This window comes from Nocardia sp. NPDC057663 (assembly GCF_042799895.1).
In the GTDB taxonomy this organism is placed as follows: domain Bacteria; phylum Actinomycetota; class Actinomycetes; order Mycobacteriales; family Mycobacteriaceae; genus Nocardia.
Genome location: NZ_JBHVHX010000005.1, coordinates 13,706 through 40,074, shown reverse-complemented (window position 1 = coordinate 40,074; position 26,369 = coordinate 13,706). Strand labels below are relative to the sequence as shown.

26 protein-coding genes are annotated in these 26,369 nt (G+C 69.0%); 12 read left to right on the top strand and 14 right to left on the bottom strand.

Features of this window, described 5'->3' with window-relative positions:
• Positions 1–30 precede the first annotated feature (30 nt).
• Both ACFVAV_RS13740 and ACFVAV_RS13735 read right to left on the bottom strand, forming a co-directional pair.
• Positions 31–1,563, bottom strand: a complete 1,533-nt coding sequence (locus ACFVAV_RS13740) for a coniferyl aldehyde dehydrogenase (RefSeq protein WP_379034649.1) — start codon at positions 1,561–1,563, stop codon at positions 31–33.
• 24 nt (positions 1,564–1,587) lie between these two features.
• The gene (locus ACFVAV_RS13735; RefSeq protein WP_379034647.1) at positions 1,588–2,397 is read right to left on the bottom strand and encodes an NAD(P)-dependent oxidoreductase; all 810 of its coding nucleotides are present in this window, start codon (positions 2,395–2,397) and stop codon (positions 1,588–1,590) included.
• 265 nt (positions 2,398–2,662) lie between these two features.
• Here ACFVAV_RS13735 and ACFVAV_RS13730 point away from each other — a divergent pair, with 265 nt between their 5' ends.
• Genes ACFVAV_RS13730 through ACFVAV_RS13705 form a run of 6 tightly spaced genes read left to right on the top strand, consistent with a single transcriptional unit; the run spans position 2,663 to position 8,037 of the window.
• A complete protein-coding gene (locus tag ACFVAV_RS13730) occupies positions 2,663–3,484 on the top strand; it encodes a mycofactocin-coupled SDR family oxidoreductase (RefSeq protein WP_379034645.1) in 822 nt (273 codons plus the stop codon).
• Between the two features lie 21 nt (positions 3,485–3,505).
• Complete coding sequence (gene fabG / locus ACFVAV_RS13725; protein ID WP_379034643.1) at positions 3,506–4,234, top strand: 3-oxoacyl-ACP reductase FabG; 729 nt, start codon at positions 3,506–3,508, stop codon at positions 4,232–4,234.
• Positions 4,231–5,121 carry a hypothetical protein gene (locus ACFVAV_RS13720; protein ID WP_379034641.1) on the top strand — a complete coding sequence of 297 codons (891 nt, stop codon included), beginning with the start codon at positions 4,231–4,233 and terminating at the stop codon, positions 5,119–5,121. The genes fabG and ACFVAV_RS13720 overlap by 4 nt, the downstream gene beginning before the upstream one ends.
• Positions 5,114–6,325 (top strand): acetyl-CoA C-acetyltransferase, encoded by a 1,212-nt coding sequence (locus ACFVAV_RS13715; RefSeq protein ID WP_379034639.1) that lies wholly within the window; start codon positions 5,114–5,116, stop codon positions 6,323–6,325. Before ACFVAV_RS13720 ends, ACFVAV_RS13715 begins: the two co-directional genes overlap by 8 nt.
• 2 nt (positions 6,326–6,327) lie before the next feature.
• Entirely contained in the window at positions 6,328–6,786 is a 459-nt protein-coding gene (locus ACFVAV_RS13710; protein ID WP_379034637.1) for a MaoC family dehydratase, read from the top strand.
• Positions 6,787–6,846: 60 nt separating this feature from the next.
• Positions 6,847–8,037: an acyl-CoA dehydrogenase family protein gene (locus ACFVAV_RS13705; RefSeq protein WP_379034635.1), complete on the top strand. Its 1,191-nt coding sequence runs from the start codon at positions 6,847–6,849 to the stop codon at positions 8,035–8,037.
• A 9-nt stretch (positions 8,038–8,046) separates the two neighbouring features.
• Here the strand turns inward: ACFVAV_RS13705 and ACFVAV_RS13700 are convergent, their stop codons facing one another.
• From ACFVAV_RS13700 to ACFVAV_RS13655, 10 genes are all read right to left on the bottom strand, one after another.
• On the bottom strand, positions 8,047–8,712 hold the full coding sequence (locus tag ACFVAV_RS13700) for a hypothetical protein (protein WP_379034633.1): 666 nt from the start codon (positions 8,710–8,712) through the stop codon (positions 8,047–8,049).
• 42 nt (positions 8,713–8,754) lie between these two features.
• Positions 8,755–10,053, bottom strand: coding sequence for an MlaD family protein (locus tag ACFVAV_RS13695; protein ID WP_379034631.1), 1,299 nt, complete (start codon positions 10,051–10,053; stop codon positions 8,755–8,757).
• On the bottom strand, positions 10,050–11,156 hold the full coding sequence (locus ACFVAV_RS13690; RefSeq protein ID WP_379034629.1) for an MCE family protein: 1,107 nt from the start codon (positions 11,154–11,156) through the stop codon (positions 10,050–10,052). The genes ACFVAV_RS13695 and ACFVAV_RS13690 overlap by 4 nt, the downstream gene beginning before the upstream one ends.
• Positions 11,153–12,259, bottom strand: coding sequence for an MCE family protein (locus ACFVAV_RS13685; RefSeq protein ID WP_379034627.1), 1,107 nt, complete (start codon positions 12,257–12,259; stop codon positions 11,153–11,155). Before ACFVAV_RS13685 ends, ACFVAV_RS13690 begins: the two co-directional genes overlap by 4 nt.
• Positions 12,256–13,308, bottom strand: coding sequence for an MCE family protein (locus ACFVAV_RS13680; RefSeq protein WP_379034625.1), 1,053 nt, complete (start codon positions 13,306–13,308; stop codon positions 12,256–12,258). Before ACFVAV_RS13680 ends, ACFVAV_RS13685 begins: the two co-directional genes overlap by 4 nt.
• An 8-nt stretch (positions 13,309–13,316) precedes the next feature.
• Positions 13,317–14,354: an MCE family protein gene (locus tag ACFVAV_RS13675; RefSeq protein ID WP_379034623.1), complete on the bottom strand. Its 1,038-nt coding sequence runs from the start codon at positions 14,352–14,354 to the stop codon at positions 13,317–13,319.
• Positions 14,351–15,607: an MlaD family protein gene (locus tag ACFVAV_RS13670; RefSeq protein ID WP_379035339.1), complete on the bottom strand. Its 1,257-nt coding sequence runs from the start codon at positions 15,605–15,607 to the stop codon at positions 14,351–14,353. The genes ACFVAV_RS13675 and ACFVAV_RS13670 overlap by 4 nt, the downstream gene beginning before the upstream one ends.
• Before the next feature lie 10 nt (positions 15,608–15,617).
• Positions 15,618–16,472, bottom strand: a complete 855-nt coding sequence (locus ACFVAV_RS13665; protein ID WP_379034621.1) for an ABC transporter permease — start codon at positions 16,470–16,472, stop codon at positions 15,618–15,620.
• Entirely contained in the window at positions 16,472–17,302 is an 831-nt protein-coding gene (locus ACFVAV_RS13660; protein WP_379035336.1) for an MlaE family ABC transporter permease, read from the bottom strand. Before ACFVAV_RS13660 ends, ACFVAV_RS13665 begins: the two co-directional genes overlap by 1 nt.
• Before the next feature lie 381 nt (positions 17,303–17,683).
• Positions 17,684–18,481 carry an SDR family NAD(P)-dependent oxidoreductase gene (locus ACFVAV_RS13655; RefSeq protein WP_379034619.1) on the bottom strand — a complete coding sequence of 266 codons (798 nt, stop codon included), beginning with the start codon at positions 18,479–18,481 and terminating at the stop codon, positions 17,684–17,686.
• A gap of 387 nt (positions 18,482–18,868) precedes the next feature.
• Between ACFVAV_RS13655 and ACFVAV_RS13650 the strand changes: the two genes are divergently transcribed.
• The 4 genes from ACFVAV_RS13650 to ACFVAV_RS13635 all read left to right on the top strand — a co-directional run bounded on the left by ACFVAV_RS13650 (position 18,869) and on the right by ACFVAV_RS13635 (position 22,109).
• The gene (locus tag ACFVAV_RS13650) at positions 18,869–19,477 is read left to right on the top strand and encodes a TetR/AcrR family transcriptional regulator (RefSeq protein ID WP_379034617.1); all 609 of its coding nucleotides are present in this window, start codon (positions 18,869–18,871) and stop codon (positions 19,475–19,477) included.
• A 340-nt stretch (positions 19,478–19,817) separates the two neighbouring features.
• Entirely contained in the window at positions 19,818–20,495 is a 678-nt protein-coding gene (locus ACFVAV_RS13645) for a hypothetical protein (protein ID WP_379034615.1), read from the top strand.
• A gap of 28 nt (positions 20,496–20,523) precedes the next feature.
• A complete protein-coding gene (locus ACFVAV_RS13640) occupies positions 20,524–20,946 on the top strand; it encodes a hypothetical protein (protein ID WP_379034613.1) in 423 nt (140 codons plus the stop codon).
• The gene (locus tag ACFVAV_RS13635; protein WP_379034612.1) at positions 20,943–22,109 is read left to right on the top strand and encodes a phosphotransferase family protein; all 1,167 of its coding nucleotides are present in this window, start codon (positions 20,943–20,945) and stop codon (positions 22,107–22,109) included. The genes ACFVAV_RS13640 and ACFVAV_RS13635 overlap by 4 nt, the downstream gene beginning before the upstream one ends.
• Positions 22,110–22,124: 15 nt before the next feature.
• On the opposite strand, the gene ACFVAV_RS13630 is transcribed toward ACFVAV_RS13635, so the two are convergent.
• Entirely contained in the window at positions 22,125–23,201 is a 1,077-nt protein-coding gene (locus tag ACFVAV_RS13630; RefSeq protein ID WP_379034609.1) for an enoyl-CoA hydratase/isomerase family protein, read from the bottom strand.
• Positions 23,202–23,451: 250 nt separating this feature from the next.
• On the opposite strand from ACFVAV_RS13630, the gene ACFVAV_RS13625 reads away from it, so the two are divergent.
• Together ACFVAV_RS13625 and ACFVAV_RS13620 are read left to right on the top strand one after the other, a co-directional pair.
• On the top strand, positions 23,452–24,663 hold the full coding sequence (locus tag ACFVAV_RS13625) for a CoA transferase (protein WP_379035333.1): 1,212 nt from the start codon (positions 23,452–23,454) through the stop codon (positions 24,661–24,663).
• Positions 24,660–26,057 carry an amidohydrolase family protein gene (locus ACFVAV_RS13620; protein WP_379034607.1) on the top strand — a complete coding sequence of 466 codons (1,398 nt, stop codon included), beginning with the start codon at positions 24,660–24,662 and terminating at the stop codon, positions 26,055–26,057. Before ACFVAV_RS13625 ends, ACFVAV_RS13620 begins: the two co-directional genes overlap by 4 nt.
• Here the strand turns inward: ACFVAV_RS13620 and ACFVAV_RS13615 are convergent.
• Complete coding sequence (locus ACFVAV_RS13615; protein ID WP_379034605.1) at positions 26,038–26,361, bottom strand: hypothetical protein; 324 nt, start codon at positions 26,359–26,361, stop codon at positions 26,038–26,040. The genes ACFVAV_RS13620 and ACFVAV_RS13615 overlap by 20 nt on opposite strands.
• Between the last annotated feature and the right edge of the window lie 8 nt (positions 26,362–26,369).

Below are 26,369 nucleotides of genomic sequence, written 5' to 3'. Positions count from 1 at the left end.
TCGGATGGGGGATGTGGGCTTGCGAAACGGTCAGGCATCAGCGGTGGATACCGGCACCCGCCCCGCGACCCGCCGCGCGGTGCGCCACCGGGCGGCGCGCAGGGCCAGGTCGACGATCCGGACTGTCCACTCTCCGAAGGGTGGTGCCGCGAATCCGGTGATCGGGAAGGGCAGATCGGTGCCGGCGACGGTGCGCCGATGGCTGAAGGTGTCGAAGCCGGTCTTGCCGTGATAGGCGCCCATACCGCTGGAACCGACGCCCCCGAACGGCGCGTTCTCCGAGAACATGTGGATCGCGAACTCGTTGCGGGCCACCCCACCGCTGCGGGTTCCGGCGACGAACGCGCGGAAGTCGGCGCGGTCGGGGCCGTACCAGTAGGCCACCAGCGGCGACGGGTGGGCGTTGATGTGGTCGCCGACCTCGCCGAGCGTCGCGTACGGCCGGATGAGCAGCACCGGACCGAAGACCTCCTCGGTGGCGATGCGCATGTCGTCGGTCACCTCATGGATCAGGGTCGGCGGGATTTTGCGACGGCGTGGATCGGGAAGCACTTCCCCTGCCGGCACCACCGATTCCACCCGGGCACCGTGTGCGCGGGCATCCTCGATCAGCTCGACGACCCGGGTGTAGTTCGCATCGTCCACCGACGAGGTGTAGTCGTCGTTGTCGCCGATCGTGGGGAACATGCCCCGCAATTCCGCCCGCAGCGCCTCGGTGAACCGGGCCATGCTCTGCTCGGGCACGAAGACGTAGTCCGGGCACACACAGACCTGGCCCCCGTTGACCATGCGCGCGCGGGCGATCCGGTTCGCCGCGCGCCGCAGGTCGGCGCCGGGGCCGACCACGACCGGATTCTTGCCGCCGAGTTCCAGGGTCACCGGGACGAGGTTCTCGGCGGCGGCGCGCATCACCTTCCGGCCCACCCCGGTCGAACCGGTGAAGAACAGGTGGTCGAACGGAAGCGCGGTGAACGCCGCGCCGACCTCCGGTCCGCCGACGACGATGGAGAGTTCGTCGGGTTCGAAGTATCGCGCGGCGAGCGAGCGGGTGAGTTCGGCAGTGCGCCAGGTGATCTCCGACATCTTGATCATCACCCGGTTGCCCGCCGCGAACGCCGAGGCGGCGGGGACGACCACCAGTTGCAGCGGGAAGTTCCACGGACCGACGATGCCGACCACTCCCAGCGGGCTGGGATGGATCTCGGTGCGGATGCCGTAGGCACGCGAGAGCGGATTCGGTTTCTCCGGGCGCATCCACCGCGCGACATGGGAGCGGGTGTGCTCGAAAGCGGCCAGCATGCCGAGGATCTCGGCGAACAGGGTGCCCGTACGCGACCGGGTGCCGAAGTCCTGCGACATCGCCTCGGCGTACTCGTCGAGGTGATCGAGGACCATGGCCAGCAACCGGTCGATCCGGTCGCGCCGCACTGCGGCCGACGGCTGCCCCTCTCGCAGGAACGCCGTGCGCTGGCGAGCCAGCATCGCCGGCAGCTCCGCCGGGTCCGTCGCGGCCGGGTCGGAGCGGACTCCGGCGCCTGCTGTGTTGGTGGTCGTGATCTCCATGGGCGGTGCCTCTCCGGTGCAGCGTCAGATCAGGTCGAACGGGCCGTCGGCGATCGCGGTGCGCAGGCCGGCGAGGTCGACGCCGAGATCGGCGGTGGCGCTCACACACGCCGCGACGTCCTTGCGCAGGAACGGGCCCGCCAGCTTCCCGAATTTGGCGAAACCGCCGGTCTTGCGGATCGAATCCGCCGCGAAGCTGTTGCCGCTGGCCACCGCCAGCGCGTCGAGGAGCTGGTTCTCCTCGACGCCGAGCTGCCTGCCGACCGCGGCGGCGACCCCGACCAGCTGGGCATTCGCGGCGAAGAGGGCGTTGTTGATCAGCTTCACCCCCAGCGCGCTACCGAGCACACCGGTGGCCATGACCGTGCTCGAATAGGCCTCCAGCACCGGACGGACGGCCCCGGCGGCTTCGGCGGGACCGCCGAGCAGCACAGTCAGCCTGCCGTGGGCGATGTCGTCGGACGAACCACTCACCGGGCCGTCGAGCAGGACCGGCCCCTGCGGGTATTCGGCCGCCAGCGCCTTGACCGTCGAGACCGCGCCGGTGGTGTGCGAGACCACCACCGCGTCGGGCCGGGCCGTCGCCAGCAGACCGGCCGGACCGCCGAGCACCTCGATCAGCTGCGGGTCGGAGTAGAGGCAGGTGATGATCACCTCGGCACGCTCGGCGATCGTCGCCGTCGAGTCGACGACCTCCGCGCCCGCGGCCTGCAGCCGCTCGCGCACGTCGTCGCGGCGCGCGTACACGATGGTCCGGTATCCGGCGGCGACCAGCCGGACCACCATCGGTTCGCCCATGCGCCCCGCCCCGACAAACCCGACAACCTTCGACATCTCGCGCCTCCTCATCGGCCGCATCCTCGCGGCCGGACGTCAGCGCGGACCTGGCGCGCTGCGGACAGATGGTAGTCCAGTAATCCATACTGTAACCCAATCGACCGAGTCGGCGGGGCGAACCGCGTCGAAAATCCGACAGCGGCCACCGGCCGGCCCGGCGCGGACGGAATTCACCTCCTTGCACCCCGCCCACCCCCACAATAGAGTCTGGATGAAAGCCATACCGTTGCCTTTACAATATGGCTAACCAGAGGGAGGTTCAGTGACCGGCCGACACACCGACAAAGTCGCGTTCATCACCGGCGCCGCGCGTGGACAGGGCCGGGCACACGCGGTCCGCCTGGCCACCGAGGGCGCCGATATCATCGCCGTCGATCTCGCCGGCCCGCTGCCCGCGGCAGTCCCCTACGACTCGGCGACGCCGGCCGACCTGGACGAGACCGTGCGCCTGGTCGAGGCGACCGGGCGCAGGATCATCGCCCACCGGGTCGACACCCGTGACCTGGACGGGTTGCGCGCGGCCGCCGACGCGGGCGTGGCGGCGTTCGGCCGCCTCGACATCGTCGTGGCCAATGCGGGCATCTGTATCCCCCAGGTCTGGAACGAGATCACCCCCGCGTCGTTCCGCGACGTGCTCGACATCAATGTCACCGGCACGTGGAACACGGTGGCCGCCACCGCGGGTCACCTCGTCGACGGTGGTCGTGGCGGCTCGATCATCCTGATCAGTTCCGCGGCGGGGGTGAAGATGCAGCCGTTCATGGTGCATTACACCGCCAGCAAGCACGCGGTGACCGGGATGGCGCGGGCACTGGCCGCCGAGCTCGGCAAGCACCGGATCCGGGTCAACAGCCTGCATCCCGGAGCGGTCGCCACCCCGATGGGCGGGGGCGACATGGTGGCCGCCCTCGGACGGGCACTGCACTCCAATCCGCAACTGGCACAGATGGCCACACCGTTCCTGCCCGACTGGATCGCCCAGCCCGAGGACATCGCCGCGGCGGTCAGCTGGCTGGCCGCCGACGATTCCCGGGCGGTGACCGCCGCGCAGATCGCGGTCGATCTCGGCTCCACACAGTACTGACACGGAAAGGAATCCACGCCAATGTCACTTCTGGATGGACGCGTCGCGGTGGTCACCGGCGGCGCCCAGGGCATCGGACTGGCCATCGCCACAGCGTTTCTGCGCGAAGGGGCCTCGGTCGTCCTCGGTGATCTCAATCCCGGTTCCGCCCTGGACGACCTGGGCACGGACCGGGTCCGCGCGACCCGCTGCGATGTCACCAGCGCCACCGACGTCGAGGCGCTGCTGGCGACCGCGGTGACCGAATTCGGGGCGGTGGACGTGATGGTCAACAATGCCGGGATCACCCGGGACGCCTCGATGCGCACCATGCGCGAAGAGGACTTCGACCAGGTGATCGCGGTGCATCTCAAGGGCACCTGGCACGGCACCCGCCAGGCCGCGGCGATCATGCGTGAGCAGGGCCGGGGCTCCATCGTCAACATCTCCTCGCTCTCGGGCAAAGTCGGGATGGCCGGGCAGACCAACTATTCGGCCGCCAAGGCGGGCATCATCGGCCTCACCAAGGCCGCGGCCAAGGAGACCGCCCGGTTCGGCGTGCGGGTGAACGCGATTCAGCCCGGCCTGATCCGCTCCCCCATGACCACGGCCATGCCGGAGAAGGTCTGGGATCAGAAGATGGCGGAGATCCCGATGGCCCGGGCGGGTGAACCCGGAGAGGTCGCGGCGGTCGCGCTGTTCCTGGCCTCGGACCTGTCGTCCTACATGACCGGCACCACCCTCGAAGTCACCGGCGGGCGGTTCATGTGACCGCATGGCAGGCGCACACCGTGGTCACCCACGACTACGTCGATCCCGCCCCGGTGGCCGCACTGAATGCCCTGTTCGACTCGGGTGCGGCCGCGATCGGAGTGGGCGATCCGCTACCGCCGCTGTGGCATTGGGCCGCGCTGGCCCGCTGGCCCGTCTCGTCGGCCATCGGCGCGGACGGTCACCCGGCGCGTGGCTCGTTCCTGCCGCCGGTGGAGCTACCGCGCCGCATGTTCGCCGGCGGCACGGTGTCGTTCCCCGGGACCGTGCACGTGGGATCCACCGTCCGCCGGGAGGCGCGGGTGGTCGCGGTGAACGCCAAGAACGGCCGGTCCGGTCCCCTGACGGTCGTCGAGGTCGAGATACGGTTGTTCGCCGAGACCGGTGCGCTCGCCGTCGTGGAGCATCAGAACCTCGTCTACCGGGGCGCCGCGGCCGCCGCGCCGGTGACCGAGACCGACGCTGGATTCCAGCACCCGCGAAACCCCTTGCAGCGCAGCACCGAATGGGACTGGCAGCTGCACACCGACCCCACGGTCCTGCTGCGGTTCAGCGCGGCCACGGCCAATCCCCATCGTATCCACTACGACCTGCCCTACGCGACCGCGGTCGAAGGATATCCGGGACTGGTTGTGCACGGCCCGCTCATGACCCTGGCCATGGCCGAAACCCTGCGCTGGGAACGTCCCGACCGGCGGCCGGCCCGGCTGCGGCACCGCAATATCGCGCCACTGTTCTGTGGCGATCCCGCCCGTATCCGGCGTCGCGAGACCACCGATGGCGACCTCGCGCTCGCCGTCCATACCGAGCCCACCCCCGACCAGGCGGTCGAGCACACCGTGCTCACCGCCGATTTCACCGTCGACGGAGACCCAGCCCATGCGTGAAACTGTCATCTGCGAGCCCCTGCGTACCCCGATCGGACGCTACGGTGGCGCGTTCGCCTCGCTCACTGCGGTCGAACTGGGCGTGATCGCCCTGAAGGGCCTGCTCGACCGCACGGGCATCGACCCTGCCGTCGTCGACGACGTCGTCCTGGGCCACTGCTATCCGAGCAGCGAGGCACCGGCCATCGGCAGGGTCGTCGCCCTCGACGCGGGTCTGCCGGTGACCGTCGGCGGCATGCAGGTCGACCGGCGCTGCGGCTCGGGCCTGCAAGCCGTCGTCCAGGCGGCCATGCAGGTCGATAGCGGCGCCTGCGATGTCGTCGTGGCCGGCGGTGTCGAATCCATGACCAACACACCGTTCTACTCCACGGATATGCGCTGGGGTGGTGCGCGCGGCGGCGTCCGGGTCCACGACGCGCTGGCGCGTGGCCGCGAAACCGCCGGTGGCCGTTTCCATCCGGTTCCCGGCGGGATGCTCGAGACCGCGGAGAACCTCCGGCGCACCTACGAGATCACCCGCGAGGAACAGGACCGGCTGGCGCTGACCTCGCACCAGCGTGCGGTCGAGGCCGCGCGCAGCGGAGTGCTCGCTGCGCAGATCGTCCCGGTGGCGGTGCGCTCACGCAAGGGCGAGGTGGTCGTCGACACCGACGAACACCCCAGGGCGGACACCACGCTCGAATCCCTGGCCGCGCTGAAACCCGTTCGGGCGGCGGTGGATCCGGAATCGACCGTCACCGCGGGCAACTCCAGCGGCCAGAACGACGCCGCTTCGATGTGCCTGGTGACCACCCGGGCCAAGGCCGAGGAATGGGGGCTGACCCCACTGGTCTCGCTCACCTCGTGGGCCGTGGCCGGGGTGCGCCCCGATGTCATGGGTATCGGACCGGTACCCGCCACGGAAGCGGCGCTGCAGCGGGCCGGACTCACGCTGGCCGACATCGACCTGATCGAACTGAACGAGGCGTTCGCCGCCCAGGCCCTGGCCGTCATGCGGGAGTGGAAATTCGGCGATCGTGATGCCGAACGCACCAATGTGCACGGATCCGGCATCTCGCTCGGTCACCCCGTGGGCGCCACCGGTGGCCGGATGCTGGCCACCCTCGCCAGGGAACTGCACCGCCGCGAACAGCGCTACGGTCTGGAAACGATGTGCATCGGCGGCGGGCAGGGCCTGGCCGCGGTGTTCGAGCGGGTGAACTGACCATGACACTGCGCCGCTTCACCTCCGTCGACGACCTCACCGAAGCCCTCGGCGAACCCATCGGTCCCGGCCCGTGGATCGCCATCGGCCAGGAACGCGTCGACACGTTCGCTGCGTGCACGGGCGACGACCAGTGGATCCACGTCGATCCCGACCGCGCCGCGAGCGGGCCCTACGGCACCACGATCGCCCACGGCTACCTCACCCTGTCCCTGCTGCCCCGCCTCGGCCGCGATCTCTACACCCTCGAGTTCGGCACAGCCCGGATCAACTACGGCAGCAACAAGGTCCGCTTTCCCGCCGCGGTCCGCACCGGAACCCGCGTGCGGGCGGTGGCGATCCCGCTCGCCCTGAGCACCGAGGGCTCGCGGGCCCTGCTCACCGTCAGCTGGTCGGTCGAGAACGAGGACGGCGGCAAACCCGCGCTGGTCGCCGAGACCCTCACCGCGATCATGCTCTGATTCCTCGCCGCCGGTCTGCCCCGGCCGGCGGCGCTGTCCCTTCCACGAACGGATCCATCGATGAAACTCGCGCACACCCACGGACTCACCGACGTGCAGACCGAAATACTCTCCGCTGTCCGGACTTTCGTCGACAAGGAGATCATCCCTGCCGCCCAGCAGCTCGAGCACACCGACACCTACCCACAGGACATCGTCGACCGGATGGCCGAACTGGGCCTGTTCGGCCTCATGATCGACGAGGAGTACGGCGGCCTGGGCGAATCTCTGCTGACCTATGCCCTCTGCGTCGAAGAGCTGGCACGCGGCTGGATGAGTGTTTCCGGTGTCATCAACACCCATTTCATCGTCGCCTACCTGATCGCCCGGCACGGCACCCCCGAGCAGAAACAACGGTTCCTGCCACGCCTGGCGACCGGGGAGATCCGGGGCGCGTTCTCCATGTCCGAACCCGAACTCGGCTCCGATGTCGCCGCCATCCGCACCAAGGCGACCCGCACCGAGGACGGCGGATACACCCTCGACGGCCGCAAGATGTGGCTCACCAACGGCTCGACCGCCACCCTGGTCGCCACCCTGGTCCGCACCGACGAGGGACAGCCACGCGCGCACGACAATCTCACGACCTTCCTCCTCGAAAAGCCTGTCGGCCTGGGCGAAGTCGCACCGGGCCTGACTATCCCGGGCCGGCTCCACAAGATGGGCTACAAAGGCATCGACACCACCGAGATGCTGCTCGACGGCCACACCGTGCCCGCCGAGGCGGTCCTGGGCGGCACCACCGGCCGTGGGTTCAAGCAGATGATGGACGGCATCGAAGTCGGTCGCGTCAATGTCGCGGCCCGCGCCTGCGGGATCGCGATCCGCGCCTTCGAACTCGGCGCCCGCTACGCCCAGCAGCGCAGCACCTTCGGCAAACCCATCGTCGAACACCAGGCGATCGAGTTCTCGCTGGCCGAGATGGCGACCAAAGTGGAAGCGGCGCATCTGATGATGGTCAACGCGGCCCGGCTCAAGGACTCCGGCCTGCGCAACGACGTCGCGGCGGGCATGGCCAAGTATCTGGCCAGCGAGTTCTGCAACGAGGTGACGCAGGCCGGGTTCCGGATCCACGGCGGCTACGGCTACTCCACCGAGTACGAGATCGAACGCCTCATGCGCGAGGCGCCGTTCATGCTCATCGGTGAAGGCACCAGCGAGATCCAGAAGCGCATCATCGCCAAAGGCGTACTGCGCGACTACCGGATCTGACCACGCCGATCAGGGGATGGTCACGCGGCTCGCGAGCCACCGGCCGTCGACCAGTTCCATGGTCATCTGCACGCGGCTGCGGTCGATCCGGGGATCGGTCGCGGCCGCGTTGCTCACCGTCTGATCGATGAACAGCAGCACCTCGACCTTGTCCGGCTGTGCGGATTTCACCGCCGCATCCAGCACGGTGCCCTTGCCTGCCGCCTTGTTCTCGACGAGCAGCTGGCGCAGCTGGCCGCTGGAGCGGGTGTACATGTCCTTGAACTCGCCGGTGGACCCGTCGAGCACCGCGGTGAAGTCGTGGTCCAGATCGGCGGAATCGACACTGGTCAGGGTGACAGCGTAGGCGCGGGCCGCGGCGAGGCCGGCCTCGGCCGCGGACTCGGTGTCGCTGTCCTGCTTCAGTTTCCATCCGAAGACCGCCGCGAGCACGACCGCGACGACGGCGACGACGATCAGCAAGGGGATCCGGATCTTTCGCCAGATCAGCAGGGCGATCATGCGCCGGATCTGCCATTTCGTCGGCAGCACGGCCTCGGGCTGCGTAGCGGCCGTGGGAGATTCGGTGGCTGTGGTGGCAGTGTCGCCGGCCGCGGCACCGGAGTCGGCGGGTTCCTCGGTGCCGGGATCGGAATCGGTGATCTCGTCGGCGGTGGTGTCGGTGTTCTTGGTCATCACGGGTCCTCGCTTCTACGCAACGTACTGAGGGAGCTGTCTTCACTTGGGGGGTGCGGGTATCTCCTGGCCGGAATCGGCCAGTGGCAACGGAATCGGCAGGGAGAAGGGTCCGGTGGGAGTCACGGTGGCGGTCCGGTCGGCAGGCTCGCCGGGCGGCGGCGGGCCGGGGACCCGTTCGCCCGGTGGGCGCGGTGCGTTGTGCGCGCCGCGGACCAGCAGCGACGGATCGGTGTCGGCGCAATAGGTGTAGAGGTAGGGCTCGACGTAGTTGTTGATGGACGGGGCCTGGCGGGGCAGATCGTAGGTGCAGGTGCGCCGCGGATACAGGCTCACCAGCCCCCAGAAACCACCGTCGTGGATCACGGTCACCAGCGCGTCCAGCGTGGAGCCGGAGCGCTGGGTCGGGAAGAAGAACTCCTGCAGGGCCGGTACCCGGGTCGTGGTCATCGACGCGACGGTCGACAGGTTCGTCAGCAATGAAACCACCGCCGTGGAATTGTCCGCCACCATCGTGTCCAGCGCGGCGAGTGTGCCCGGCGTGGTGTGCAGGAGCTCGGTGTAACCGCCGGTCTTCGCCTCGACACCGCGCGCCGAGGTGGCCAGGTCGGCGGCGAATCGGTCGAGCGCGACCGATCCCGACCCCACCGTCGACAGCACCGTCTTGCTGTCGCGGATGAGCGACACCGTCTGCGGCAGAACAGCGTCCAGTGTCGACACCAGGAAGATACCGCCGTCGAGCACATCGGCCAGTTTCTGCGGACCGCCCGGGCCGGAGCCCAGTTCGTCGAGCACCGCGGTGAGCCGAGCAGGATCGACCTGAGCCAGGGTGCTGTCCAGCGTGCCCAGCATCCGCCACAGCGGTGTCGGAACCGACGTGCGTTCCTGGGTGATCTCCGCACCGTCGCCCAGATACGGCCCCTCCGATCGCAGCGGCCGGAAGTCGAGGAACTGCTCACCGGCTGTCGACAGGCTCGTCACATCGACCGAGCCGTCGCCGGGTACCTTGACGCCGGCATCGATGCGGGCCAGCGCCACCACGCCGCCGGGAGCGAAGTCGACCGCCGCGACCTCGCCGATCGGCACGCCCCGCAGGGTGACGTCCTGTCCGGGGAGCAGCCCACCGGATTCGGTGAGATGCACCCGAACCGTGATGGTCGCCGCGGTCGGATCGACGCCGAGGGCACCGAAGACCAGATAGGTGGAGCCGAGCAGCGCGGTCGTGGCGAGTGCGATCGCCGACACCGCGTGCCGATAGCGCTTGCCGCCCCGGACCACGCCGACCAGCAGGCGCGCGGGCAGGTCCGCGGTGGCGGCGACCGCCGCCCGACGCCGGCTCACCGGCCGGGTCCCAGCACGCGTTCGCGCAGGCGCAGCAGGGTATAGGTCAGTGAACCGACCATCGCCTGCCAATCGCTCGCGTCGGGGATCCGGGTACCGGGATCGGCCTCGTGCCCGGGATCGGCCAGCGCGCCGATCGCGAAGTCCTGCAGGTCCACGTTCCCGTGGGCGGAGGTGCCGCTGCTCAGTTTGATGATCGAGGGCAGCAGCGAGTTCATCGCGGCCAGGCTGGTCGACGGATCGAGGATGGCGTCGTTGAGGCCGGCCGAGATCCGGTCGAGATTGCCGATGAGGCCCCCGATCTCACCACCGCGCAGCACCGGGAACTTCGCCAGCTCGGCGGTGACACCGTCGATCCGGCGGACCATGTCGAGCATCTGGGGCGCGTTGGCGTCGACGACGGTCGAGGCTGGGCCCGCCGCGGCGACGAAGTCATCGATCACCTGGCGGTCCCTGGCGAGTTCGCCCACCAGGCGGTCGGTTTCGGCGAGGGCGCGGCGGATGTCGTCGGATCTGGCCGACAGCGCGGTCACCAGGTCCCGGGACTGGTCGATCAGGTCGCCGAGCCGGTCACCGCGATCACCGACGGCCCGGCCGAACCCGTTGACCACAGTGGTCATATTGCGGATCGCGCCACCGTTCACCAGCAGGGACGCCGTCGTCAGCAGCTCCTCGACGGTTGCCGCCGCCGAGGTCTGCCCGACATCGATGGTGTCGCCGTCGCGCATGGTCGCGGTCGAAGGCCCGGCATCGGCCGGGGCGTCCAGGGCGACATAGACATCGCCGAGCGGTGTCGCGGTGCGCAGCTGGGCTCGGGTGCCGACCGGCAGGGCGACATCGGCCCGGATGTTCAGATGCACCACGGCCCGGTAGTCGGCCACCGTCATCTCGCGCACCTCGCCGACATCGGCACCGGCCAGCCGCACCTTGGCCTTGTCGGGCAGATTCAGCGCATTGGTGAAACTCGCGGTGATCGTGTAGCTCGGCGCCCCGGATCCGCGCGCGGACAGCGGCAGATCACCGAGTCCCACACCGCATCCGGTGGTCAGCACGAGCACCGCCGCGGCACAGGCAGTGGTCCCGAGAACGGATCTTCTACTCATCGCGGCAACCTGCTCATCGCTTCCAGCATGTCGGTGACCCCGAAGTCAGGGCCGAAGTCCTGCAATGTCCCTGTGCTGCAACCCAGTTGGCGAAGGCCGAGGATGTTGCAGACTTCCTTGACCATCTGCCCGTCGAACACCACGCTGTCGGTCAGCGCGTGGATGCGCGCACCGCCGGTCTGTTGATCGACCACGTTGTAGCCGTTGGCCATCAGCATCGGGGTGACGTCGAGGAACTCCGCGAGCTGATCGCGGTAGTCGGCCAGGGCTTTGACGACCGTCGCCGAATCGGTGACCGCCGAATGCAGTGCGTCACGATTGTCGACGAGCAGCGCGTCGGCCTGGCGCATGACGGCGACAACCTGAGCCCCGGTGGTGCCCGCCCCGATGTCGAGCTGGGCCAGCATGTCACCGAGTTGCACCGAAGCCGCGCCGAATTCGCGGATGGTCTGGTCACCGCGGGACGCGGCCGCGACCAGGGCCGACAGCTCGTTCACGATCTGGGTCACCGTGTCGCGGGTCTGGGCGCCCGCGTCGTCGCCCAGGCGCAGGGCGCGTGACAACTCGTCCATGGTGGCCCGCAACTGATCTCCGTTACCTGCGGTCGCCGAGGACGCGACCGCGAGCAGCCGTGCGATCGGGCCGTCGCCGGGCTCGGCACCGGAGAGTCCGCCGGACATCCGGTCGGCCATCGAGAGCAGCCGGTCGACGCCGACCGGTGTCCTGGTGTGGTCCGGCGCGAGCACGGCGCCGTCACGCAGTACCGGACCGCCCCGGTAGACCGGAGTGAACTCCACATGCCGGTCGGTCAGCACCGAGGTGGACACGGTCACCGCGGTCGCATCGGCCGGGATCGGGGTCGCCCCGTCGACCCGCATGCGCACCTCGACGTAAGCCCCGGCGGGGGTGATCGCGATAACCTCGCCGACCGGCATCCCCAGCACGGCGACCGCATTGCCGACATACAGACCCGCGGCGTCGTCGAATCGGGCCACCACGGTGATGTCGTCGGGCTCGGTGCGCAGCGGGCCGCCCGCACACCCGGCCAGGACGCAGATCGCGAGCAGCGCCAGCGCGCGCAGCACTGTGGTCGGCGACATCATCGGCACTCCCCGAAGTATTTCGGCAGACTCTGCTGCGCGGCCTGTCCGCTCAGCGCGCACATCCAGGAGTCGACGAGGACGCCGGCGGGGGCGTTGAAGTCGACCGAGTTCCCGTTTCCCGCCGCGTTGGCGAGGTTGCGCACCGACACCGGCAGGATCTCGAGGGTGTTGCGCAGCAGGTCGTCGTGCCGGGCGAGGGAGCCGAGCAGCCCGTTCAGCCCGGCGATCAATTCGTCGACGCGGGGCCGGTCGTCGACGACGATCGCGCGCACTTGTTCGACGAGCCGGGTCGTCGCCGTCATCAGCAGTTCGATCACCTGTCTGCGCGAGGCGATGTCGGTCAGCAGGTCCCGGCCCGTGGTGGCGATGGCGGTGAGGTCGGACTGCTGCGCGGTCACCGTCGCGGTGAGGTTGCGCACCCCGGCCAGCAGCGACCCGAGCTCCCCGCGTCGGCTACCGAGAATGCCTGCCAGGGTCCGGATGTCGCTGAGCACCCCCGGCAGCACGGCCGGAACTCCGTCGAGCTGGGTGGCCAGCAGGTCCAGCGACTGGCCGACCTGCTCGGCGTCGATCTGTTCGAAGGTCGTGGTGGCGTTCTCCAGCGATTGCTGAAGGTCATAGGGAACAGCGGTGCGCGACAGGCCTATTCGGCGGTCGGGCAGCGCTCCGGGTCCGGCGGGGCGCAGCTCGACGTAGCGGGCGCCGAGCAGGGTGGTCAGCTTGATCGCCGCGGAGGTCTCGGCACCGAGGGTGACCTGGTTGTCGACGCGCATCGTGACCACGACCCGGTCGCCCGCCAGGCGCTGGCCGGTGACCTCGCCGACCGGAACTCCCGCCACGGTGACACCGTCACCGACACGCAGGCCGGCCGCCTGGGCGAACTCGGCTTCATAGCTGCGTTCACCGATGCCGAAGGCGGACACCCCCAGCGCAGCCAGGAGCACCCCGGCGAGCACGGTCAGCGCGATGACTCCGAGAACACGGGGACGTTGTTCTTCGAGTGGGCGGCCGGCGTCTACAAGGCGCCGGAGCCTGGGTGGGATCGTCATTGGGTGGTTCACCTACAGATCGGCGATTGCTGGACGGTGCCGGACGGTGTCGCGTAGCGGACGATCGCGGGCACGAGGTCCGACAGGGCGGGGACGGCCGTGAAGCCGAGATTGCACAGGTAGACGTTCATATTCGCGCCCTCCTGACTGACCCGGGCGATTCCCTTCAGCAGCACCGGGAGGTTGAAGCCCAGGTAGGCGAACTGGTCCTTGTTCTCCTCGAAGTGCCGGGTGAAGCCCGGCTCCCGGGTCAGCAGCCGTTCCAGGGCGGGCCGGTCCTCGGCGACGACAGCCGCCATCCGGTCGGCGACCCCGGACGCCTCGGTCAGGGTCGTCATCAACTCGGCGCGGTGGCGGGCCAGCCCGTCGACGATGGCGCGGGTCCGGCTCAGCAAGGTGCCGAATTCCGCACGGCGGGTGTCGAGGTGGGCCACGACCTGGTCGAGGTTGACGATCACCGAGCCCAGCACCTGGTCTGGACCCGCGAGTGACTGAGCGAGCGTGGACATCTGGGCGATGAGCGTGGTCAACGATCCGGCGTCGCCCTGCAGGGCCCGCACGAGCGCGGCGGTGACGTTGTCCACCTGCTGCGGGTCCAGGCCGCTGAACAACGGCTCGAATCCGTTGAGCAGGCCGGACAGGTCGAACGAGGGTTCGGTGCGTTCCACCGGAATCTCTGCGCCGCCGGGCAATTCGGCAGCAGGCCCGGTTGCCGGGCGGGACAGACCGAGATAGCGCTGCCCGATCACGTTCTGGTAGGTGATCGCGGCGGTGGTGTCGGCGTAGAGGCGCTGCTCGACCGCGACCCGGAAGCGAATCCGGGCCATCGTGCCGCTGAGTTCGACGGCGTCGACCCGGCCCACCCGCACGCCCGCCATGCGGACGTCGTCACCGGGCCGCAGGCCGGTGGCATCGGTGAAGATCGCCGAGTACGACCTGGTCGTGCCGTCGACGCCGCGGTGCAGCGTCACGAATGTCATCCAGATGAGCGCGAACGCGACAACCAGAAACATGCCGAGTCCGACCACCGAGCGACGGGACTTCATCGCGGGACACCTCCTGTTCCGGGAATTCCGGTGGTGAGCAGTTGGGCGAGAACCTGTTCGGCGGCATTGGCGTCACCGCCGAGCACCCGGCCGATCAGGTCCTGCAGTTCCGGCGCCAGGACCGGTTTCGGTAGCGAACGCGGGTCCAGCGAGGCGGGCAGGGGTTGCGCGGTGGCCGATTCCGGTGCGGTCGAGCAGCTGGGTCCGGCCAGGTTGCCGTAGCGCGGGCAGTCGGCCCGGGTGTAGGGCGTGTCGGCGCTCAGCCGGATCTGGAACTTTCCGGTCCCGGTCTGGGTCTGCTCGTTCCAGAACTCGGCGAACCACACATCGGACAGCTTCTTGATCCGGCCCGCGATCGGGCCGAAATGTGAACTGCCCGCGGCGAAGACATCGAGCACCGGCGTCAGCTGATCGGTCGCGGTGACCATCTCGTCGACGTGTGCCCCGAGCCCGCCGCCGACCGTCGACAAGGTCGCGGCACCCGCGGTGAGGACATCGCGCAGAGCGGCGTCCTGGGCCACCACCGTCTGCATCGGTATCACCGCATGATGCAGCGCGTCCAGCAGGTCGGGGGCGGCGGCGGCCAGGCCCTGCACCGAATCGGTGAGCGCCGCGATCGTCGAGGGCTCCCCCGGCGGTGCGATCTGCGCGGACAACCCTGCGGTGATCCGTTCGAGCTGAGCGCCCGCCGCAACCAGGTCGCCACCGCGCCGGTCGGTGGCCTTGGCCACCGCGGCCAGCACGCCGACGGTGTCACTGGTGCCGATCCGGGCGGAGGCGGCGACGATGGCGCGCAATTTGGTCAGCGCCGTCTGCAGCTGCACGGTCGACAGGCTGTCGTCCTGCTCGATCGCATCACCCGCCCGCAGCGGCCTGCCCGGTCCGTTCTCGACCAGCTGGACCGAGGACACCGCGAAGACATTGCTCGGCACCACGCGCGCGGTGACCGTACTCGGGACATCGTCGAGTATCCGGGGGTCGAGTTCCAGCAGCGCCCGGCTGGGCCGCCCCTCGGATCCCGGTGACACCTGGGCCACGGTCCCGATGAGGACGCCGCGAAACTTGACGTCGGATCGCGGTGGCAGGCCGTCGCCGACGTGCTGGAGCAACGCGACGACCTCGGCCTTCTCGTCGAACGCGCCCGACGATTTCAGCACGACCACGGTGACCCCGCCTGCCATGAGGGCAGCGAGCACGACACCACGGATCAGCAGCCAGAACAGGGAGGGTCCACGCCCGTCCTTGTCGAACATCACCGGTAGCTCACCCTCCCAGCCGGGCGCTGGTACCGATACCCCACAGGGCCACGGTCAGCAGCAGATTGACGACGATCATCACCGAGATCGCGGCGCGCATTGCCCGGCCCGCCGCGATGCCGACACCCTGCGGGCCGCCGGCGGCGTAGTAGCCGTAGTAGCACTGGATCGTGGTGGTCAGCAGGACGAACACGATGGCCTTGCCCAGGGAGTAGACGATGTCGGGTCCACTGAGCACGAGTTGGAAGTAATGGTGGTAGGTACCCAGCGACAGCCCGCCCGCCGCGCCGACCACGAACTCGACCGCCAGGTAGTTCATCGCGAGACAGACCAGATACAGCGGCACTATCGCCACCACCGACGCCAGCAGTTTGGTGCTCACCAGATAGGGGATCGACCGGATGGCCATGGACTCCATCGCGTCGATCTCCTCGGAGATCCCCATCGCCCCCAATTGCGCGGTGAACCGGCACCCGGCCTGCGCGGCGAAGGCCAGCGAGGCCATGATCGGGGCCAGTTCCCTGGTCGAGGCGGTCGAGGCGACCAGCCCGATCGCCGGCTCCATACCCAGCAGGTGCAAGGCGTTGTACCCCTCGAGTCCCACGATCGCACCACCGGCGGCGCCGAGCACGATGATGACGCCCGCAGTGCCGCCGCCGACGACGATCGAGCCGTTCCCCCAGGCAACGTCCGACAGCGTCCGCAGGAATTCCGCACGATAGTTGCGCAGCATCACCGGAATAGCGAGCACGGCCCGGACGAAAAAGGTCAGCATGTGTCCGAGGCGCATGAACACGACGCCGATTTCCTTCAGGATCACGGCCGCCATCCGCATTCCCGGCGGGTAATAGGTCGAAGCCATTACAACCCCTGCCGCGGGAACAGCATCATGAATATCTGAGTGAACAGAACATTCACGATCATGAGCAGCAGGATCGACGAAACCACCGTAGAATTCACCGAATTCGCCACACCCGCTGATCCGCCCTCGGTCGTGAGCCCCTTGTGACAGGCGACGATCGCGACGATCGCGCCGTACACCACCGCTTTGATCAGCGTCAGGACGAGGTCGCCGACGGTGGCGAACGACGCGAAGGTCGCCACGAAACTGCCCGGCGCGCCGTCCTGCGCGAAGACGTTGAAGACATAGCCGGCGACGAAGCCGACGAAACAGACTACGCCCGTGAGTGATACACCGATGAGAACCGCGGCGGCGAACCGCGGGACGACCATGCGCCGGATGACCGAGACGCCCATGATCTCCATGGCGTCCAGTTCCTCGCGGATCTTGCGCGAGCCCAGGTCCGCGCAGATCGCGGAACCGACCGCCGCCGCCATCAGCAGCGCGGCCACCATGGGGGCGCCTTGGCGGATGACGGCCAGGCCGCTGGCGGCGCCTGCCAGCGAGGTCGCGCCCACCTGACCTGCCAGCAGCCCGAACTGGATGGACAGGGTGACCCCGATGGGCAGGGCGACGAAGATGGTCGGCAGCACCGCGGCCGATGCCATGAAGGCCGCCTGATCCACGGCTTCGCGTACCGCGAACCGACCGGTGAAGATATCGGTGATCAGGAACTGCACGGTGCGCACCCCGAGGACGAATTGCCCACCGACGGTGCCCAGTGCGACGCCCGGGTGCCGGTCGAGGTATCCCCGGAACCAGGAGCCGACTTCCCGGCTGGCCGGCATCATCGGCGCGGCGGGTTCGGCAGTTCGCTGATCCGGCTGCTCATTGTTTCCATATCGCGTTCGCCCGGAATCACCGAGTGCGCCGATAGAATTGGATTTTTTCGACATCCGGCATTCCTGACGAATCGTGGGGACACGCCGAATCACCCATTGTTCAGTGGGCAATTCGATCAGCAGGTCGGCCGCCGTCGGTCAACGTCGGCCCATCGATGTGTACTTCGGCGCAGCCACTGGCGCAGCCGACGATCTCCGCTGCGGGTCCAGCCGGGCCGCACCAGGATCTACATGCCAATACTGTAGCACTTACAGTTACATCCACAACAGAGTTCCGGAACACCCGCCGAAATTCGCGGCACGCCGGACGCGGAGACCATCTCCACCAGCTCAGACGAAGTCGGAACCGCCGTCGACATTGATGTTGGCGCCGGTCATATAGGAGTTGCGCCGGGAGGCGAGAAACGCGACGACCGGACCGATCTCGTCGGGCAGGCCGGCCCGCGGCAGTTGCGCGGGATGCCCGTAGTGCTCACCGATGGCCGCCATCAGCCGGTAGGGATCGTCGTCCTCGATACCGACCGAGCGAGCCCACCCGAGAAGGGCCGGTGTCACGAAGGTACCGGGCGAGACGACATTGACCAGGATCTCCTCCGGCGCCAGCAGCAGCGACAGATTCTTCGAAACGCTCGTGACCATGGCCTTGGCGGCGGTGTAGGCCGCCAGCGATACCGATTGGCGCTGGGTCGAGTGCGCGGAAAAGTTCACGATCCGCGCCCAGGACGCCCGGCGAAGCAGCGGTAGCGCCGCGTTGACGCAATGCACGACGGGCAGGACTCCGTGATCGAGGGCCTCGTGCCATTGTTCGCCGGTCAACTCCTCCACGGTGCCACGCACATCCGGCCCGACCGTGTTGATCAGCGCGTTGAGCGCGCCGTCCCACCGCTCACCCAGTTGCCCGAACACCGCTGCCACCTGATCGACATCGCGCACGTCGGCGACGAGACCTACCGCATCCGCACTCCCCGAGCGGACGAGATCGTCGGCGGCGCGCTCGACATCGGCGGCGGAGCGTCCGACCACCGCGACCCGCGCACCCTCCTGAGCCAGACATCGCGCGGTCGCCAGCCCCATACCCCGGCTACCGCCGACCACGACCGTGGCCGCATCGCGCAACCCCAGATCCATTCCGCACCCACTTCTCATCAAGGAGATCACCCGGGGCGCGACCTCGATATCGTGGCCGACAGACAGGCACACCGGCCTCCTATTCGCCGTTACTGTAAAGCATCCAGTAACGAAGGTGAAGGCCTGTCCGGCATTTGCCGGCGACGGCTCCACGCTGCAGGGATCCACACTTCCCGGCCATCGCCCGACCCCGTAGGTCGCGCCAGCGGCACCGTCGCCCCGGATTCCACACCGGCCGCACTCGCCGGCACCCTGCGACACCCGAGATACCGCTGGCCACAGCGGTTTACAGCCGAACTCGTTGACAATTTTCACTGACATCTGTCAACATCAGCACACCGCTCCACACGTTGACAGCGGTCGAGGGCAGGGGTTAGAACCCAGCCCATGAGCACAAACCCGGAGCAGCACCAGGGCAGACAGGCCCGGCGGCTGCACACACGGCAGCGGGTGTTCGACGCAGCCATCGCCGAACTGATGCAGACCGGCGTGGCCGAAGCCGACATCAACGCCATTGCCAAGTCCGCCGGTGTCGCACGCGGCACCTTCTACTTCCACTTCCCCACCAAGGAGCATGTGCTGCTCGAGCTCGAGCAGCGAGAAGAGTCCCGAATCGCCCAGGCATTGGAACGATTCCGACGCCGATCCCCCGATCTGCGCGACACCCTCATCAGGACCATCCGGCTGGTCACCGAGCTGGAACGGCAGCTGGGCAGCCTGCTGTTCAGAGATCTTCTCGCCATGCACTTCTCGCCGACGAGGCCGGTCGACGACAGCTGGCGTGAGCATCCCCTGATCATCGTGCTGACCGAGGAGATCGCCCGCGCCGGGACACGAGGCGAAGTACAGAACGCCGTCGAGCCACACCACAGCGCGATGTTCTTCCTGCTCGGTCTCTACGGCCTGCTGACCGCGACCACCGGCACGAAAGCCCTGCGGCAGTCCGTACTCGACAGCTATCTCACCACGACACTGCGCAGCCTGGAACCCCGATGAGGGCGCCCCGGCCGCACCGACAGACAGGGAGAACCGAGCATGCTGCTCGACATCGTCCGACTGATCCTGACCTGGGGAGCGATGCTGCTGATCATCGCCTTCTGGTACTGGGTCATGAACAATATCGGCACCTTCTGACGAAGCGCCAGCGAATTCCGCCGCCCCGCGCGGTATCCCACTGCCCGCGCGGACCTTAGAAGAAGAGAGTTCCCGTGAACGAACAAGATCGCCGGCGCAAGCGTGCGCTGATCGTCTTCCAGATCGCCATCTACGGCTTCCTGCTGACGATGTTCCTGATCCAGATGCAGATGTACATGACCAGGGACTGGTAGGGACCGCCATGACCGCAACCGTCACTTTCGACGAGCACCACGAGGAGAGCAGGCTCGCGCAGCGGCACGCCGATCGCTGGCTCACCGCGGGCACCGCGCTGATGGGCACCTATGTCCTCGGGATATTCGGCTTGCCACTGTTCCTGCGCGGGGTCTGGCTCCAGCGCAGAGCCCAGCGATCAGGGCTGTCGGTACGGCCCGTGATCGTCACCCTGATCGGCTATCTCGTCATCCTGGACGCCTTCCTCAACACGGTCGGCTGGGCGCTGGACATCGGCGCCAGCCACACCCTGATCACCCGGGTGTTCTTCACCGCCTGGGGCAATTTCTTCGACGGCGGGTACTGGTGGCACTACAACGAACTCTGGATCGGCGGGTCGGGCGCGCCGGGCGAGAAGGGCTGGGAGATCGCCTGCATCCTCGTCGTGTTCCCGATGCGCGTCGCCGCCGCGATCGCGTTCCTGCAGATGAAGCGGTGGGGGCACCAGTGGCTGACGGTGACCTGCTGGTTCGGCGTGGTCATCTGGGTCGGCTACATCGTCAACATGACCGTCTACGCCGACATCCGGTTCGACAGTGTCGTGCTGCCGGTCATCGGCTGGTGGCTCTACGACATCTTCTACATCACGCCGTTCCTGGCAATCCCCTACCTGCACACGGTCAATCGCGAGATCTTCTCCGACTGAACCCCCGGCCCGTTATCAGGAGTACCCCATGACCGCCTCAGAATCCGGTGCCGGACAGGATCTTCCGCTGGGCACCACCCCGACGTTCGCCCGCATGCACAAGCTCCTCAAGCGCGGCATCTTCGTCTGCCTGTTCGCCCTGGTCATCGAGGGCGCGTTCACCGTGCCCGCCCTGGCGCTCTGGTACGGCTGGCCGACCTTGTCGCTGCACGAGATCTGTGACGAGATGATCAAGGTCCGCTACTCCGACGATGCACTGACCTGTGAATATCCCGCGGCGTTCACTGCGCCGCCGCTGGGTGGCCAACCCGAGGGCGCCGGGCAGACCACCGCACGCGACGAGTGGGGGGTGCAGCCGAAACCCGGGTGGGAGCGCATCGGTTTCCGCGAACTGGTGCGACGCCACGACGAGCGCATCGCCCGGCAACAGCCTGACCAGGCCGGTCGGTGACCACGCAGACGCTGCATCCGGCGCGTGTCCTCGCCGAGGGCACGCGCCGGGCGGTGCGCACCGCCCTGAACAGGATGTCACCCGGTGCTTCGCGGGTGCCCTCGCAGCTCACCGACATCACACCAGCTTGGCTGGCCACCGCACTCGGTAGGCCCGAGGGGGCGATCCAGGGGATCAGTGTTCTCGACTGCCATTCGGGCACCGCGGCCCGTGCCCGCATCGGTGTCGCCGCCGACGACGACAGCATTCCCGGCCACCTGTTCGTGAAGCTGCCGCCGAGCAACTATCTCCAGCACGTCCTGCTCGATCTGTTCGGTCTGGACGAGAAGGAGGTCCTCGCCTATCGGGCGCTGGGCGAGCACCCACCGGTGCGGATCCCGCGATGCTATGCGGCGGAGTCGGATCCACGACGATCGCGTTTCGTGCTGGTGCTCGAGGATCTCACCGTGACCGCGCGGTTCCGGACGGTCGTCGACACGGTGAGCCGCGCGGAGGCCGAAGCGGTCATCGATGCGATGGCGGACCTGCACTCGGCGTTCTGGAACAGCGACCGTTTCGCGGGTGATCTCGCTCCGCTCGCCTACCGCCCGGCGATCGAGAGTCACCTGGGCACCCTGATCCGCCGGCTCCTCCTGCGAAACATCAAGGGGCACACCGCCGACCTGATCCCGGACGCGGTCAAGCGGGCCTGCCGGATCTTCTATCTGCGCGGTGCCGAGATCGATACCGTCTGGGCGGGCCTGCCGCAGACCCTGCTGCACGGCGACCCACACCTGGGCAATCTGTTCTTCGAGAACGACGTGCCCGGGTTCCTCGATTGGCAGATCGCGTCCGCCGGTGCGGGGATCCGCGATGTCGCGTATTTCCTGACCTCGTCGGTGGATCCGGCGTTGCTGCGCACGATCGAGCGAGCACTGATCGAACGGTATGTGGATCGGCTCGCCGCCGCGGGAATCATGGTCGACGGCGCGCAGATGTGGACGCTGTATCGGGCCGGTGCCACCGACTGGTTCCTGGCCGCGGTGTGCACCGCCGAGGCCGGTGCGCGGATGCAGCCGCTGGAGGTGTCCCGGGTCGGTGTCCGCCGCGCGGTCGAGGCGGTCGAAGCCCACGACAGTTTCCGCGTGCTGACCGCGCTCGTGGACGGCCGCCGACTCAGGTGAGGCGGTGGACCGGAGTCAGATCGGGCGGGGCAGAGCCTGGGCTCGCGAGTCGGTGCCGATGTCGTCGATCAGGTTCCAGCGCAACGCCGTCGCGGTATCGATGGGGTCGCCGGTGAGCATCATCCAGGCAGCGCGCCAGCGCCCGATGCGCCGGGGGATGCTCACCGTGCCCCCGGCGCCGGGGACCAGTCCCATCCCGATCTCGGGCAGCCGGAACCGGGTGCCCGGCGCCGCGACCAGCTGCCCGGCGAAGGCCGCCATCTCGATGCCCGCGCCGATGCAGGCGCCCTGGATGTGCACGGTGATCCGGTCGCGCAGCCGGTCGATGATTCGCCAGGGTGCGCGCTCGAGCCGAACCTCGTAGGCGGCGACGACGTCGGTGGCGGTGCCGAACTCGTCGAGATCGCCGCCACTGCAGAACACCGGCCCTGCCCCCGATATCCGCACCCGCTCGATATCGGAGTCGAGTTCGGCCAGGCGCAGTACCTCCAGGAGTTCCTCACGCAGGCGCGCACTCAGCGCGTTGCGGCGCTCGGCATGATCGAGGACGAGCGCGAGCTCTGCACCGGACCGGTCGAATCGCACCAGTGGGCGGTCGGGGAAAGCCACCGGACGCGGACCGCCCCGGTCGCGCAGCCATGTCCGGAACTCGGTGCCCGCCAGCAGCATCGAGTACACGGCGGCCTCGCTGCTCAGTGCCACGGTGGTGTCCGCGACGCCGGTCTGGCGCAGGAGCCTGCCCAATGCCACGCTCGCCCGCGGATTGTGTCGTGTCGCCTGCTCGAGCTGCTGCACCGCCGTGGCGGGATCGGGGTGGGTCACGATCTGCCGGGACACGTCCGGGCGGTCGCTCAGTGTCAGGGTCAGCGCATCCAGCAGCGGGGTCACCGCAGGCGGCGCCGCGCCACGCAGAACACCGACGGTGAGGCGGAGCGAACCCGACAGCAGGGCCGCCGTGTCGGCGATCCGTGCGGGCGACTCGTCGGCCCAGTCGTCCAGCGGCAGGACCAGCAGTGGCTGCACCGGCGTTCCGTCCGCGTCGAGATCGAGTTCGAAGTCCACCGGCGCCGGGTCGGTCCCATAACGGCTCACCGGCCCATCGTGACACGCCGGCCACCGCAGGCGCACGTACTCACCCGTGCCAATCGATCGCACCGCCCTGCACCACAAGGCCCCACGGCGATCGAGCGAGGCGGCACCCGCGAGGTGATCGTCCCCGGGGCCGGGTCCTTCGCCCTACTATCGAGCGGTGCCCTTCACCTGCTCGTCCGAGTCCGGTTCACCGGTGGTGGACTGGTGCGACAGTGGTGTGGTCGCGCTGACCGGGCGACCGGACGGGCCCATGCTGATGCCGCCCGGGCGGGCAGCGACCCGTGCCCGTGAGCTGATCTCCGTCCTCTCCACCGCTGCGGGGAGAACGATCGGGCTCGACGGCGCCCGACTGCTCGGGGAACGCGCCGCGATCACCGGCCTGCGCCGCGGTGGCGCCATCTCCGCGGGCCGCCACTGCCGGCTGCTGCGCACCGCCGACGGCTGGGCCGCGGTGTCCTGCGCCCGGCCCGGTGACCCCGACCTGATCGGCGCGCTCGTCGGCACGGATCTCGGCGGAGCAGATCCCTGGCCCACGCTGACGCGCTGGGCCCGCGAGCACCCCGGCACCGAACTAGGGGAACGTGCCGAACTACTCGGTCTCGCAGCAGGTCCCGTCCGCACCCGGGCCGACACCACGGTCGTCCCGTGCCCACCTGTTGCCGGCGACATCCACCCGTCCACGCCGACGCCCTGGCCCGGTGCGTCGTCCCCGATGGCTGCTCGCGCGGTCGGCGGACTCCTCGTCGTGGATTTCAGCGCGCTGTGGGCGGGCCCGCTGTGCGCGCATCTGCTCGGGCTGGCCGGTGCGCGCATCGTCAAGGTCGAAACCCCCGACCGCCCGGACGGTGCACGACGTGGCAGCCCGGAGTTCTACGCGCTCCTGCACCACAGGCACGAGTCCGTGGTGCTCGATCCCGCGGAAGCGGGCGGCAGGCGGGCTCTGGCCGCGCTCGTCGACGCGGCGGATATCGTCATCGAATCCTCCCGCCCCAGGGCGCTGGCCGGTTTCGGTCTCGACCCCGCGCGCGCGGTCGCCCGCGGCGCCGCCTGGATTTCGATCACGGCGGCCGGCCGATCCTCGCACCGGGTGGGTTTCGGCGACGACATCGCCGCGGCCGCGGGTCTGGTCGCCCACGACATCGGCACGAATACACCGGTGTTCGTCGGTGACGCGATCGCCGACCCACTGACCGGCATCACCGCCGCCGCGCTCGCGGCCTCGGCTCCAGCCGACGGGTCCGGCGTGCTCTGGGACCTCTCGATGACCGATGTCGTCACGGCGACCCTGACCGACGAACCGATCTCGCGCATCCGGCGACACCGCGAGCAGTGGATCGCCGACACCGAGGCGGGCCCGGTGCCGGTGGCCGATCCCACGCCCCGGGCACCGGCCGGCCCCGCGCCGGAATCCGGCGCCGACACCGCCAGGGTGCTCGGCTCCCTGCGGATTCCGGTCCCGTGACCGTCATCGTGATCCGGCACGCGGAGGTCGACGGTGTTCCCGGTGTGGATGTCCGGCTCCGTGACGGACGCGTGGAGCAACTCGGGCGGGCCCTGTCCTCCCGCGACGCGGCGGAAGTGATCGACGCACGCGGTGGTGCGCTGATCCCAGGTCTGCACGACCATCACCTGCACCTGCACGCGACCGCCGCCGACGCGACCTCCGTACGGTGCGGACCACCCGCTGTCCAGGACCGAGCCGCTCTCGCGACGGCTCTGGCAGACGCACCCGGTGACGAACACGGCTGGGTACGCGGCACCGGCTACGTGGACACCGTCGCGGGCGATCTCGACGCACCGGCACTGGACACGCTGTATTCCGCACGCCCCGTCCGCATTCAGCATCGCAGCGGCGCGATGTGGATCCTGAACACCGCTGCCCTCACCGCCGCGGGAATCAGCGGTCCCGCGCACCCGGGCGTCGAATGCGGCACCGACGGTGTGCCGACCGGCCGTATCTGGCGGGCGGATCCGTGGCTGCGCACCCGGCTGCCGCGCACCGGCCCGCCGCGACTCGACGGGGTGGGTGCGACCCTCACCGGATTCGGGATCACCGGAGTCACCGACGCCACGCCGGACCTGTCCGGCCGGTCGCACGCGGCGCTGGTCTCCGCCGTTGCCGAAGGCGATCTACCGCAACGGGTCTCGCTGCTGGGTGCCCCGCTCGGCAGCAGGCCGGAGTACCCCGATCGTGTCGGCGCCGGGCCTTACAAGATCGTGCTGGCTGATTCCGGGCTACCGCTGTTCGACGACCTCGTCGCGCGCATCCGCGCCGCGCACGCGGACCGCCGCGCTGTCGCGGTGCACTGCGTGACCCGCGAGGCCCTGGTCCTGCTGGTGGCCGCCCTGGAGGTCGCCGGCTCGTTTCCGGGAGACCGCATCGAGCACGCGGCGATCGTGCCGGCGGACACCATCGCCGCCCTCGCGAGCCGGGGTCTGCGCGTGGTCACCCAGCCCGGTTTTCTCGCCCAGCGCGGCAGCTACTACCGCGACCACCTCGCCGCCGACGACCTGTCCGACCTGTACCGCTGTCGCACACTGCTCGACGCGGGTGTCGGCGTCGCGCTGTCGAGCGACGCGCCGTACGGCCCGATGGATCCCTGGGCGGTGATGGCGGCCGCCGTGCACCGCAGCCCGGATACGGGCGAGGTCCTCGGTCCGGGGGAATGCCTTTCTCCCACACAGGCACTCGACGCCTACCTCGCGCCGCTCGACGATCCCGGCGGCCTGCCCCGGCGCATCCGGCCGGGTAGTCCCGCCGACCTCGTGCTGCTCCACGAGCCGCTGCGCAGCGGTCTCGCCGCCGGCTCGGCCGCCGTCGTCCGCCGGACGTTCATCACCCGGGCTGTGGCGTGACCGCCGCCCGCCGCCCCACCCCGCGGCAGCGGGTCACCGGCACCGCGTCGACGATCTCGGCCGTCGAGACGTGCCAACCGCAAGGCAGGCCACAGGTACGAAAGACGCTGCGCTCCAGCACACCCCGGGAGAAGGCGCGCGTGGTGACCGACGCCTGCGCCGCATACCCGCAGGCCGGGCACTTCTCGAAATAGTCCAGCAGGTCGTGGGTCGTCGTGCCGATCAGATCACCGAGAACGGGCTCATCGATGCCCGTATCCGGCGATCGAGGCGACCCGGTTCCGGCGCCGTTGCGCTCGGCCATCGAGCACC